Origin of the sequence: Paenibacillus sp. NPDC057967 (assembly GCF_042887015.1) — a bacterium.
Classification (GTDB): domain Bacteria; phylum Bacillota; class Bacilli; order Paenibacillales; family Paenibacillaceae; genus Pristimantibacillus.
Genome location: NZ_JBHVQB010000005.1, coordinates 503,383 through 516,682 on the forward strand (window position 1 = coordinate 503,383; position 13,300 = coordinate 516,682).

Genomic DNA, 13,300 nt, shown 5'->3' on the forward strand with positions numbered 1-13,300 from the left:
TCTAAGCGAGCATACGGGAGCAACTTTTCGATCATCACTTCTCTGTGCGGCATTTTCAGGAAATGGAGAGAATTTTCAATTTTATTGTCGTCATATGCGGTTTTTCATGTTTTTTCATCTCCGATATAATAGATAGGAAATATAGAGGATGGTGATTGGACATGACTTACAAAGAAGTGTTGGGCCGGAGAAGTGAACTGTTGAAGCGCAATATCTACCGAATGATTTTGAAGGACAACCGGCAAGGGCTCAGCGTGAACGAAAGCAATGTCTATCAATCCATGCTGAAGAAATTGCATCACAACGAGAGCGCATTGCAGACAGCGAGAAACAAAGACGCGTAGAACCACAGAAGAGAGCAAGATCGCAGCAGGATGCTGCCAGCCCACGGCGATGAGCCGCGGGCTTTTTATTTTTTGCCGCAAAGTTTGAGCTGGGAGAAGGGATGAGGCCATTCTTCTATTGTGCTGGGGACATATGTCCTTTCCTGCAATTGTCTCCTTATCGTTAAATAAGAGGTAGGATGTAAGAAGGGAGAGCGGAAAATGAAAGGCGTAATCTATGCGGTGCTCGGTGGAGCATTCTTGACCCTGCAAGGGACAGCTAACGCGTCGATTGGCGAACGGATCGGCACATGGCAAGCGGCGACTCTTACGCAAGGAACGGGATTTATAGCCGCGTTGTTGATTGTGCTGCTGCTCGGCGACCAATCGTGGCGCAATCTGAAGGAGGTCAAGCCGGTCTATCGCTTCGGCGGGGCGTTTGCTGCGTTTATCTTGTTCAGCAACATTACAGCCTATCACATGAATGGCGCGGCATTGACTGTGGCATCGCTGTTAATCGCGCAGATGATCGCGACCTTGATGATGGAGAAGGCCGGCTGGTTCGGAGCAGCGGCTGTCGTTCAATTGCGGGGAACACAATGGGCCGGCTTAGGATTGATGGTTATTGGCATCCTATGTCTAACCTTGTAAGCTGCCGCTGTATATGGAGATGAAGGAATGATGAGCGGATGAAAGCGAGCCATAACGAAGAGAGAACGGAAGCCTATATCCGGCAGTTTCAGCTTGCCGATGTATTGCCCGAATTACTGCAAAAACATTTGATGCTGTTCCGTTTTGGGCCGGAGGAGGAACTGTGCAAGCAAGGGGAAGAGCCTCAGTACATTCATTTCCTTGTACAAGGTAAGGTGAAGGTCTATACAACCTCGTTCGAAGGGAACACCTTACTGGTCGCTTTTATGAAGCCTCTAGGCATTTTAGGCGAGATCGAGGGTGTCCGGGGGTGGGACAATCTCAATACCGTGACGGCAGTTACGGAAGTGGAGACGATTGCCTTCCATAAGCGCTGGCTGAGTGAATTAGACGGGGAAGCCCGATTTTTGCGGTTTCTGCTTGATAAGGTTACCGAAAAGTTTTATTCGAAATCCTTGTCGCTCAGCTTCAATCTGCTTCATCCGGTAGAAGTCAGGCTCGCCAGTTATTTGTTATCCGTTACCTCATCAAGCGGCGAAGGTGCGGAGGATGGGGTGGCGATATCGACTATGAAGGATACGGCAAGCCTGCTCGGAACGAGCTACCGGCATATGAATCGGGTGTTGCTTGGCTTCATTACTGATGGATTAGTGAAGCGGGACAATGGAATGCTTATCGTGAGGGACCGTCAAGGCTTAAACCGGGTAGCGGGACGAAATATTTATGAAACTGAGGACAGGAGAGATAGGCCATGATTTGGGGAATTGTAATGGCAATGGCGGCAGGCTGCTTGATCAGCGTGCAGACGATGTTCAATAACAAAGTCAGCCTAGCCGTAAGCTCGCATACAACATCGGCGCTTGTGCTGGGCATGGGCTTGCTTGCATCGTTCGGAATGGGCGTATGGATGGAAGGACGGGCGTTCTTCGATATTGGCACCATACCCATGTGGTACTGGTTCAGCGGCTTGCTCGGAATCGGCGTTGTCACATGTGTGGTGAACGGGGTCAAGCAGCTTGGCGCCAGCTACGCGATTGCGATTGTAATGGCATCCCAGCTGCTCTGCGCGTTGTGGTGGGATTCGCTGGGCTGGTTTGGCTTGCAGGAGGTCCCTTTGACCCCGCAGAAAGCGATCGGCGCTGTATTGCTCATTGCCGGATTGGTGATGTATAAGGTCAAGTGGCAGCGAAGAGAACCAGTCAACAAGGCGGAGCAAGCGAATGCTCAGACTGCCAATGGTTGAATCCCGGTTGAGGATATGGTAATATGGCTGTAATTTAAGGATTGGAGTGAAGAGGATCGATGTAGGATTTCTTGCGCACGATACGAGACAATAAAACAAGATGGACCGAACGGACAACATCGCTTGTTTTATTTTTTGTATGCAAGAAAGACTGCATCTTCTTCACTCAAACGGGATACCTCTATTCATTTCTGGCGTTGGCTGGCTGGATAGGGCTGTATGGCTTGATTTGAGCTGCGAGAGGGCGTCTTTCTTGCAGCTCTTATTTTTTTATACAGGGAGGGCATCCTATATGTCATTAATTCAAGTATCGAACCTGACGTTTGCCTATGATGGCAGCTACGACAATATATTCGAAGGGGTCAGCTTTCAGCTCGACACCGATTGGAAGCTGGGATTCACAGGCCGAAACGGGCGGGGGAAGACGACGTTCCTGAATCTGCTGCTGGGGAAATACGAGTACAGCGGCACGATATCGGCCAAGGTAAGCTTTGACTACTTCCCGTTTCACGTTGAAAATCGGGACCATATGGCGATCGACATCGTCGATGAGATCTGCCCGGATTACGAGTATTGGAAGCTGGCGAAGGAGCTTACGCTGCTGGATGTCTCGGAAGAGATCCTGTACCGGCCGTTCTCGTCCTTGTCGAACGGCGAGCAGACGAAGGTGCTGCTTGCGGCCTTGTTCCTGAAGGAGAACAGCTTCCTGCTCATCGACGAGCCGACGAACCATTTGGACATGGGCGCCAGACAACTGGTCAGCGATTATTTGAAGTCCAAGCGCGGATATATACTGATATCGCATGACCGGGCGTTTCTGGATAACTGCGTTGACCATATTTTGTCCATCAACCGGACCAATATTGACATTCAGAAGGGCAATTTCTCCGACTGGTGGGAGAACAAGCAGAGGCAAGACAACTACGAGCTGGCAGAGAATGATAAGCTGAAGAAGGATATTAAGCGGTTGTCCGAAGCGTCCAAGCGTACGGGCAACTGGTCGGATGAAGTGGAGAAGACGAAAAACGGCACCCTAAACTCCGGCTCCAAGGTGGACAAAGGCTACATCGGGCATAAAGCGGCCAAAATGATGAAGCGCTCCAAGTCGATGGAGCAGCGCCAGCAATCGGCGATTGACGATAAATCCAAGCTTCTGAAAAACCTCGAAAGCTCTGAAAGCCTAAAGATCGCACAGCTTAACTATCACAGGGACCAGCTGGCCGAATTCGATCATGTGTCGATTCAGTACGGTGACCGGACGGTCTGTGAGGATATCAGCTTTGGTATTGGGAGAGGCGAGCGAATCGCGTTATCCGGCAAAAACGGCTCCGGCAAGTCCAGCCTGCTCAAGCTGCTGCTTGGCGAACCGATCACCCATACCGGCACATTCCGAGTGGGGAGCGGACTGAAGATTTCATACGTCTCGCAGGACACGTCGCATCTTGAGGGCAATCTGACCGATTACGCCAGGGAGCATGGCATTGATGAGAGCCTGTTCAAGGCAATTCTCAGAAAGCTGGACTTTTCCAGATTGCAATTCGAGAAGGATATTTCCGCATACAGCGGCGGTCAGAAGAAGAAGGTGCTTATCGCCAAAAGCCTGTGCGAAGAGGCGCATCTGCATATATGGGATGAGCCGCTGAACTTTATCGACGTCATCTCCCGCATGCAGATCGAAGAGCTGCTGTTGGAATACGAGCCGACCATCTTGTTCGTCGAACATGATAGAGAGTTTGTAAGCCGTATTGCAACTAAAATTGTAGAGCTTTGAGGGACGGATTTAGTCGATTAGAAATGGGTTCTAACGAATCAGCATTGCCGTTCGTTCTCATCTAACAACATCTGGAACAGAGGACATTCTACAGGGGTGTCCTTTTTTTAGTAAATTTGTGTGCTATAGCAAAAAGCTATTGTGAGTAAAAACATGAAGAACCAGCATCTTAGCTGGTTCTTTTATTTATTATGCCGTGTATACGTCTTTGAATCCGGTTTCCTTTCTGGTAACCGGACGTTTGACTCATTGTTCCGGCAGCGCTTAGGCATGTAAAATAATAGGGGATGCGAACGCTAATACATATTTTGTGTAGCTAAGTGTAAGGACATGACGAGATTACGGATGAAGCTCGTGGAAAGGCGTGGGATAATGAACACATTGCAGGAAGAAGCATTGGAAGAGATGAAAACCGCGATTCATACTTGGTTTGACGAACAGGAAAATCGAACGGACGTGGAGAGCGCGGTCAAGCGCACTACACTGCAAATAGGCATCTTTAACGAGGTTACGCTGGATTACCGGCCCGGCAGGTCTAACGTGGACAGTTTGAATTTTGGCTGGGATGCTGCGGACAAGAAGCCTACGCAGGCTTCACCTTTTACGAGGGAGCAGGTGGTGCATGAAGTTCAGCCGCTGCTTGCCGAATTCGTAAAGAAGAAGCTGGACAAGCTGGTGACGTCGCCACTCATCGACTACCGGTTCACCATGCAGGGCAGCTTTGCTTCGACAGACGGGACTGTGGAATTAGTGGTGCTGGAAACCGTAAATGCAGAGAAGAAGAGGCAGCTTCTGGAGCGTATTCATTCCTACATCGAGCAAAAACTGGAGCAGAGTTCCTACCCGACCAAGCCGCTTGAAACCTTTTTTTTGACGCGACATCTGCTCGATCCGCAATTATTTCGAGAATTGGAAGTTGGAAAGGTAATTGCGATATTTGACCGAATTCAGGAGCTTAACAAAGAACGGACAAAAGCGCTCTCAGAGCATCGGAGCAATATGATCCAGGCTTTGACCGATTGGGCCGAGGATGTATTCTTGCCGCGTTACATCGAGATTACCCGTTCCGAATACAGGACTAATGTATATGTTATCAAGCCGGGTGCTGCTTTGGAGAACAAGGATGAGCAGAATCAGCCTATCGACCTTTTGTTGTACGGTGCGGTAATGATTCTTCGTTATGAGCCGAACTATAGCAAATCAAGGGGTCAGACGTACCTGGAGCTTGCAACGCAGCTTGGCAGCAGCAAAGCCGGTCGCATGCTGAAGGAAGGCAGCGACAGCTTCTCGCCTGAGGATGTGCATATGCGTCATGAGTTGGCGGAATGCAAGGCTAATGATGTATTTTCGCTCATTACGGTTGTGATCCGCAAGGAGGAAGCCCGTGCGTACGAGCTGGCAATATCGTTTATTCTCTCCTTGCTGCGTAAGGGTTTCCCGAAAAGCTACAAAATTAAGCTGAAATCCAGCGTAAGAGAGGTATTGCCTGTGAAGGGGCTTGCCAAATCGGATACGCATCGTTTCTTTGCGAATGCGCTGGCTTATTCCGAGCTGCATCCGTTACTGGAGGAATATGCTCGTGCGGCGATGCAAGAGTATGAATGGTATGTGGATGCGGAAAGCGAAAAAAGCGTAATGCCAGGCAGCTATGCGATATTCGGTCTTGGACTTTCGGATGAACGGTATTTTCCGCTAGTCGAGGATTACATGGCGCTTGTGGATGATGAGCATCAACTGGCACACGACAAGTTCACGGCCGTATTTGCCGAAACACATGGGATAACCGAACGCTCGGCTCCTGCTCTGGTTGCCTGTTTGCGGCGTTCCCACGATTCGTTGAAGCTGAAGATCCAGCCGGAACTGGAAAGCGATGACAAGCTGTTCATATTGGTGCAGCAAATTGAGGCGCTGACGGATTACGAAGCTGAACGGGTACTGTACCCGATCTGGGGCAAGGCGGACAAGCTGGCTGCATGGGCACGCAAGGCGCAAGAACCGCGCAAAGAGCTGCTGCTTCGCCTGCTAAAGGCGACGGGTAAAGGTTTGTGAGTAGCAGTGCCATTTTTATCTAGGAGGGATTATGTTGCAGCAGCTCTTTAACGAATTGATCAAGCAGGACGTTAAGCCGTTTCTTTTCAAGCATGGCTTCGCTAAAAAAAGCTTGAATTACTATAAGGGGACAGAAGGCCTTATCTACCTATTCAACTTCCAAAAGTCCTCTGGAAATTCAGTGGACAATGTGATGTTTTATGTCAATTGCGGGATCTATTCAGCGGATTTGGCACAGCTGCAAGGGAAGCCGATATTGACATCACCCCAGGAAGCGGAGTGTCACTTCAGGGCAAGAATCGGGGAAATTGCGGAGTCTGCTCCGGACCGTTTTGCGATTACGCCTGAGACGAATATGGATGATGTAAGAGAAACGTTGTTAAGCGCTCTAGAAGAAGTTATCCCCTTCTACGATACAATGACAAGTGCCAGAGCGATTGTTGATTATTACACTGCAGGTCCATATTTGCATCTGGGGGAAGAGAGCTTTCATGTGCTCTTGCAATCCAATGATGTTGCGGCAGCTAAGCAGTATTTGAATGCATTGCAGGAAAAACACGGTGCGGAAAACCGTTGGACCATCTTTGAAAAGAAGTACGAGGCCATCTTCAACCAATATGGAGTGGCATTCGAAAAGCACATGTAAGTAAAGCAGGACAACTTGAATGAAAGCAGTTATAATGGATAAGTTATTCAAATGAGCATGGACGGTAAAAGGGGAGCTAATGCAGATGATACAAATCACAATTCCAACGCCAGATGTCACCATACACAAGCAGAAAGAGCCTGAGCTAAGCCATATTTACGGGTTTACGGATTTCCACCTGATTTCGAGAGAAACGGGAGGAATCTTCATGTTCTATAATGATCAGGATGAGCTCCTGTTCGTAGGCAAAGCACGTAAGCTTAGACCGCGAATCAAAAAACATTTTGAAGACACGGTATCCGTCATGAAAAATCACAGGAACGAAGTCACGAAGATCGAGGTATGTATCGTGGAGGACCCTGTCCATAGAGAAATTTATGAAACGTATATTATCAATGAACTGAAAGCCAAATACAATATAGAAAAAGTGTTATACAAGTAACGATCGTTTACACCTTTGAGCCTCCTGTTGGGGGCTCTTTTTTATAGGCATGGTTTAAAAGGTTGGCATCGCATGAAGCCAACCTTTTTGTGTTTTTTGCAGGTGTACGGTGAGTAAATTAGGGGGCTGTCTATCAATTATCGTTGATTACTCCTATAGAAAACGCTTATCTACTTGACTATAATTGGAATCGTGCTTTGTTTCCAGAATTGGAGGTTGATTATGAAAATCGGGATGACATGGAAGAGAGTTCTTTTTATAATCGCTGTTGCACTGACTGTTGGGTTGTTGTTCACCTATTTAGCATCAAATCCCTTTTCACATTCTGCGAAAATAAAACGACAAGCACCCATAACGCTCTCATCTGAAGAGAGGACTGAAGGGGGAAGTGAAATGGAATCTGAAGCTTTAGATGAATTGCGGGTTGGCCAAAGCCGCATACTTTCTGATTCCGAGGTATTATCTTTGTGGGACGGAATAGATCCGCAATTTTCACCAGCCAATGCCGTAGCCGCCGTACAAAGCGCACTGTCGCGAGAGAAATATGAACAATTGTTTCCCTACCGGATTGGTACGAAGGAATGGCATACATTTGCCGCTGACCAAGCTTATTACGATGCAGATCAAATCGACTATTACTCTTATGACAACTTGATTGCGGCCATTACGGATGTCGCTAATATCAAATATAAGGTGGAATACAGAGAGGATGATACTGCCAACAGCCGCGTATTTCGCCTGGACAAAGAAACAAAGACAGAAACACTGATCTACCAAAACGTTAACTTTCATACACTCCCCAATAAGAACGTTCCGATTTTGTCGCAAACGGTTGATTTTGGTTCCTTTATTAAAGAAGGGTCTGACTTGAACCGAAAGCGAGAGCTTGCGGCATTTCTTGCCAACATTGCACATGAAACGGGCGGAGGTGCGCCAACATCCCCTGGAGGTCCGCTTGCATGGGGACTGTTTTGGAATGAAGAAATTGCTTATATAAACACTAACACGGTCAATTATGTTGAAGAAAATGACAACTTTCCGCCAGCAGCAGGCAAATCCTATCATGGGCGTGGACCGATTCAGCTAAGCTGGAATTACAATTACGGATTGATTAGCGGAATTATCTATGGCACCAAAGATACGCTGCTTCAGCAGCCTGAGCTTATTGTTAATGACGGCAAGCTAGGCTTTATGACGGCTCTCCTGTTCTGGATGACACCTCAGCCTCCCAAGCCCTCCGCTCATGATGTGATGGTGGGCAGCTGGACGCCAACTGAATCTGATCGTTCGAAAGGAAGAACAGAGGCGGGATTTGGAATTACCATTATGATTATTAACGGCAATCTGGAAGGGAACCTCGACGAAAGCGACCGACGCATCGCTCGACGAGTTGGGTTTTATCATAAAATTACATCACAAATGGGGATATCCATAGAGGGGGAAAAAGTAAACACTGCAGGTATGAGCCCATTTTAAATCAAGGACAATTATGCTGGAAACGGCACAGCGACAGTCCTGGACAGAAGAAGGTCCTGGATTGTCGCTGTTTTTCGTTTTTATATCGCAGCATAATTCCTGTTCAGACCAAATAATTAATTGATCAATTAATAAGTGATTGACCAATTACTAATTTCGTCATATGATAAGGACATTCAATTGAATCCAATAAGGGAGCTGATGGGGATGAAGAAAGCAATTGTGATTGGTGCAACAGGGGGCACGGGCGCCGCAATTACGGAAGAGCTGGCGAAGCAGGGCATTCCGACGATCGCATTCGGGCGTTCGCGCACGAAGCTGAATGAATTGTCGGCAAGCATAGGCGAGTATGCGAACTTATCCTTTGCAGAGGGGGATGCTCTGAAGCCAGAAGATATTATTGCCGCAGCCCAGGATGCGGATGTGTTGTTTCATTGCGCGAACGTTCCATACAACGAGATGCAGAGCAAGCTGCTCCCGCTCGGGGAAGCGATTATGGAAGCGGCGAATCGGCTTGGCATTAAAGTTGTAGCGATTGACGGCATTTATCCGTATGGCAGGAGACAGTCGGAGCGGGTGGACGAGAATCATCCGAAGGCGCCGCATACGAGAAAAGGGAAGACCAGATTGCAATTCGAGCATATGCTGTTCGACAAGAGCCGATGGACCCGGTCGAGCGTTATCATTGCGCGATTGCCAGACTATTACGGCCCAACCGCTAATGCCGCTTCCTATTTGGGCTCTACGCTAGAAGCCATTGCGGCAGGGAAAATGGCCTTTTTTATCGGCAACATGCGTACTCCCCGCGAATATGTCTATCTTCCGGATGCCGCTGCAATGGTCGTAGAGCTTGCCAAGCATGATCACGCTTACGGCCAGAACTGGAATATTCCTGGCGCTGGTCTGATCTCGGGCCGCGACATTGTGCGTATTGCGCAGCAGGCTAGCGGAGCTTCCAAAGCCGTCATTCCGCTTGGACGGATAGGACTCTCCCTCATTGGCATGGGCGTCCCGGTTATGAAAGAAGTCGTTGAGATGTTATATTTGACCGAAGAGCCAGTGGTATTAAACGGAGAGAAGTATGAGCGGCATATCGGCCCGATCCGGAAGACCGCGTTCGAACAAGGCATCGCGGCAACGATAAAGGAGCTGCAAACCTCTTAAGCGTGGAACATATTCGGTAAAAACTTATTTTTAAGCTTAAAAATGATTGGTCAATCAATAATAAATTCCTTCTATCGATAATTGCGCTGGTCTAATGACATATGATTCGATTTGACGGCAGCTTCGTAAGCTGTTATGGTGTTGATTGTACGTATTCTTATGTTTTGGAAGGAGGATGAAGTGATGTGTGAAGTTGTAGATGTGGTTGTGAACCTGTCAAAGAAAGCGATTGTCGGCATGGTTCACCATTACAATAAACAGCTACCGGAACTTTATCCTCCTATAGATCGTCGCCATTAGCGCTCTTTGTCATAAGCAAAGTGTTCTTCGATGTGACGTATAGTTGGTTAATGCAAGATGCAGAAAAGCACCGGTTCGCTGGTGCTTTTTTTGTGCTTTCTCCGAGCTAGAGGGAGATTAAGATGAAGCCAACATCAAAATATGAAAAGATTCAACACATCCTGCAAAGCTTGAAACAGCCAGGGTATCGATATAAGCAAATTACTGAAGCAATTTTTAAGCAGAGGATCGGCGAATATGAACAGATGCATATGCTGCCTCAATTCTTGCGGCATGCCTTAGTGGAACAACTGGGCAACCGAGTGTCCTCTGTAACCCCGGTTTTGGAGCAGCGATCGGAGCAGGCCAGCAAGTTCTTGTTCGCGATTGCGGGCAATGAAAGAGTCGAAGCCGTCAGATTAAGCTACAAGAGCGGATGGGATTCCTATTGCATATCTTCTCAATGCGGCTGCGGATTCGGCTGCCGGTTCTGCTCTACCGGAACGATGGGGTTGAAACGTCATCTGACCGTTGACGAAATGACCGACCAGCTCCTGTACTTTCATTTGAACGGGTATGCTCTGGACAGTGTATCCTTTATGGGCATGGGAGAGGCGCTCGCCAATCCTAATCTGTTCGAAGCGCTGAAGGTGATGACCGATCCCCGGTTGTTTGGATTAGGCCAGCGCAGAATTACGGTATCCACCATTGGCATCCTGCCGGGAATGCAGCGGCTTAGACGGGAGTTTCCGCAAGTGAACTTGACGTTCTCGCTCCATTCGCCGTTCGACGAGCAGCGAAGCGCTCTTATGCCGATCAATGAGCGGTTTCCAATACGCGATGTCATGGAGGAACTGGATAAGCATATCCAGGAGACGGGACGCAAAGTGTACATTGCCTACATCATGTTAAGAGGAATGAACGACGGGGCCGAGCATGCCGAAGCTGTGGCAGAGTTATTGAGAGGAAGAGGAACATGGGAGCACCTGTATCATGTTAATCTGATTCCATATAATGCAACGGAAGAGACGCCTGACTATGAGCAATCCGACCGCGAGCGGGTCCGATCCTTTGTGCAAGTGTTGAAGGCCAGGGGCATTCAGGTTACGGTCCGAACGCAATTCGGCTCGGATATTCAGGCAGGCTGCGGGCAGCTGTATGGCCTGGAGCCGTCACCTTCATCGTCGGAATAGTGCTGTATGGCATGCTTTTGGTATACTTTAGTAGGGTACCTTGAAGTCTAGCTTTGCGGATTCACGCCGCTATTGAAGGTGTAGAGTGTTCGCAGCGGCTTCAAGGGGAGAGGATGTGGTGATCCGAATGAAACGATTGTTCGGGATCGGCAGCGGGATGATCGGAATAACGTATGCCGTTCTGATCATTCGCGGAATCGTGCGGGAAACTTTAACCATCAGCAGCGGGTTGTTATTGACACTCATTGCTGTCGCTGCCGTATTGTTGTTATATGGGCTGACGCAATGGATTAACCATCTTCTTGACAAGCTGTACAAAAAGCTGCTGCGTATGATGAAGTAAAGTGTGAAAGTTCACTAAATTGTAATAGTAGACGGGCTATACATGTGCTGCAGTTTGTCAGCATGTGCATAGTCCTTTTTTGCGCCCGATAGGACCGCCAATACAGCGGGAAAAGGGTGAAAAGATAGGAATGGACGGATGCGGGCCCGGCATACTTTACTAGGAGGCTTTGGATTATGGCGGCCTATTCCGTAAAAAGGAAATCGGCGTCTCCGTGTAGAAGGTATTACGATTCCATCATCATTAGCGAGGTAGATCATGAATTTTCTAACAGAAGCATTTATCGATCATCTGGCCCCTAATGCAGGGGCGATGAAGAATGGCCGGGATCTGGTCAAGAAGAACAGTTTCCAAGTGTTGCGTATAACGGAAGACCGCTCGCTTCTATTCGGCGAGTGCAAGGGCAGCGGCAAACAACCGTACCGCTGTTCGGTCGACTTCATCCAGCAGGAGAGTCCCGTATCCCGCTGCTCCTGTCCAAGCAGACAATTTCCATGCAAGCATGCGCTGGGCTTAATGTACGCCTTTGCCCTCGGGAAGCCTTTCGAGCAAGCCGAAATTCCCGAGGATATCGCGGAGAAGCGGGAGAAGGCGGAGAAACGCGAGGAGAAGAAGAAGGAAGCCGAATCGGCAGAGGCGAGGGGAGATGCTCCCCCAGCCAAACGGAAGGTGAACAAATCCGCGCTGACCAAAAAAATAAATGCTCAAATGGAAGGATTAAGCCTATTGGAGAAGCTGGTGCTGCAGACCGTACAGAACGGGCTGGGCGGCATTGACAAGCAAACGCTGCGTCTGCTTGAAGATCAAGCGAAGCAATTAGGCAATTATTATATCCCAGGCGCGCAAGCGGAACTGAAGGAGCTGGCGCTGCTGCTGACGGAGGAAGATAACCGGGAAGCGGCATATACCCGGGCTATGGAGCAGCTTATCCGTCTCTATGCGCTTGCCCGGAAGGGCAGAAGCTACTTGGAGCAGCGTCTCGCTGATCCCGATTCGCCGCAGGATACGGAGACGGCGCTGGAGGAATTGCTGGGTCATGCCTGGCAGCTGGCCGAACTTAGGGAGCTGGGCCGGGTGAAGCGGGATGCGGAGCTGCTGCAATTGTCCTTCCTGTCTTACACGGATACGGCGCGCGGCGAATATGTAGATGCCGGATGGTGGGTGGATCTGCAAGACGGCAACGTACATATTACCAGGCATCTTCGCCCTTTCCGCGCAGCTAAAGCGATTAAGGAAGAAGACACCTTCCATGCAGTCATACAAACCGAAGAGCTGTTCATCTATCCGGGGGACGGCAATGCCAGAGTGCGCTGGGAGAAAACGAAGCAACGCGATGCCTCGAATGCGGACTATAGCACGGTGAAGTCTCTTGCGGCAGCTTCGTACCCCGATGTGGTGAAGGCCGTCAAGAACGGGATCAAAAATCCGCTGTCGGACCGCAATCCCGTCAAGCTGGTCGCCTTCGAGGCGATCGAGAAGACGGAGGAGGGTTATGTCCTTCGCGATGCGCAGGGCAAGTATCTTCCTGTGGCATCGACCATGATTACCGCTCCCCAGCGCCTGGAAGAGATTCTGCCGCTGCTGCCGGCGGACGATCTGAAGAAACAGGCTGCGCTAGTCATGTTCCGGCATGATGTCGATACCGGACGCCTGGAAGTCCAGCCCATGAGCATCATCACGGAGCGCCGAATCATTCGGCTGCTGTACTAGAGGAGAGAGA

13 protein-coding genes are annotated in these 13,300 nt (G+C 49.1%); all 13 read left to right on the top strand.

Annotated elements, in window-relative coordinates; translation table 11 throughout:
• Window positions 1–161: 161 nt before the first annotated feature.
• The 13 genes from ACFVSO_RS15920 (at window position 162) to ACFVSO_RS15980 (ending at window position 13,290) form a co-directional block, all read left to right on the top strand.
• A complete protein-coding gene (locus ACFVSO_RS15920; RefSeq protein WP_387475198.1) occupies window positions 162–344 on the top strand; it encodes a hypothetical protein in 183 nt (60 codons plus the stop codon).
• Between the two features lie 201 nt (window positions 345–545).
• Complete coding sequence (locus tag ACFVSO_RS15925) at window positions 546–974, top strand: DMT family transporter (protein WP_387475200.1); 429 nt, start codon at window positions 546–548, stop codon at window positions 972–974.
• Window positions 975–1,012: 38 nt separating this feature from the next.
• A complete protein-coding gene (locus ACFVSO_RS15930) occupies window positions 1,013–1,729 on the top strand; it encodes a Crp/Fnr family transcriptional regulator (protein ID WP_387475202.1) in 717 nt (238 codons plus the stop codon).
• A complete protein-coding gene (locus ACFVSO_RS15935; RefSeq protein WP_387475204.1) occupies window positions 1,726–2,217 on the top strand; it encodes a DMT family transporter in 492 nt (163 codons plus the stop codon). The genes ACFVSO_RS15930 and ACFVSO_RS15935 overlap by 4 nt, the downstream gene beginning before the upstream one ends.
• A gap of 292 nt (window positions 2,218–2,509) precedes the next feature.
• Window positions 2,510–3,988: an Lsa family ABC-F type ribosomal protection protein gene (locus tag ACFVSO_RS15940; protein ID WP_387475206.1), complete on the top strand. Its 1,479-nt coding sequence runs from the start codon at window positions 2,510–2,512 to the stop codon at window positions 3,986–3,988.
• 372 nt (window positions 3,989–4,360) lie between these two features.
• On the top strand, window positions 4,361–6,037 hold the full coding sequence (locus ACFVSO_RS15945; RefSeq protein ID WP_387475208.1) for a DUF6138 family protein: 1,677 nt from the start codon (window positions 4,361–4,363) through the stop codon (window positions 6,035–6,037).
• A 31-nt stretch (window positions 6,038–6,068) separates the two neighbouring features.
• Entirely contained in the window at window positions 6,069–6,683 is a 615-nt protein-coding gene (locus tag ACFVSO_RS15950) for a DUF4304 domain-containing protein (RefSeq protein WP_387475210.1), read from the top strand.
• Between the two features lie 85 nt (window positions 6,684–6,768).
• Entirely contained in the window at window positions 6,769–7,125 is a 357-nt protein-coding gene (locus tag ACFVSO_RS15955) for a nucleotide excision repair endonuclease (protein WP_387475212.1), read from the top strand.
• 222 nt (window positions 7,126–7,347) lie between these two features.
• Complete coding sequence (locus ACFVSO_RS15960) at window positions 7,348–8,601, top strand: chitinase (protein WP_387475214.1); 1,254 nt, start codon at window positions 7,348–7,350, stop codon at window positions 8,599–8,601.
• A 207-nt stretch (window positions 8,602–8,808) separates the two neighbouring features.
• Window positions 8,809–9,765 (top strand): SDR family NAD(P)-dependent oxidoreductase, encoded by a 957-nt coding sequence (locus tag ACFVSO_RS15965; protein WP_387475216.1) that lies wholly within the window; start codon window positions 8,809–8,811, stop codon window positions 9,763–9,765.
• A 422-nt stretch (window positions 9,766–10,187) separates the two neighbouring features.
• Entirely contained in the window at window positions 10,188–11,237 is a 1,050-nt protein-coding gene (locus tag ACFVSO_RS15970; protein WP_387475218.1) for a Cfr family 23S rRNA (adenine(2503)-C(8))-methyltransferase, read from the top strand.
• Between the two features lie 127 nt (window positions 11,238–11,364).
• On the top strand, window positions 11,365–11,580 hold the full coding sequence (locus ACFVSO_RS15975) for a hypothetical protein (RefSeq protein ID WP_387475220.1): 216 nt from the start codon (window positions 11,365–11,367) through the stop codon (window positions 11,578–11,580).
• A gap of 258 nt (window positions 11,581–11,838) precedes the next feature.
• Complete coding sequence (locus tag ACFVSO_RS15980; protein ID WP_387475222.1) at window positions 11,839–13,290, top strand: SWIM zinc finger family protein; 1,452 nt, start codon at window positions 11,839–11,841, stop codon at window positions 13,288–13,290.
• The last annotated feature ends 10 nt before the right edge of the window (window positions 13,291–13,300 follow it).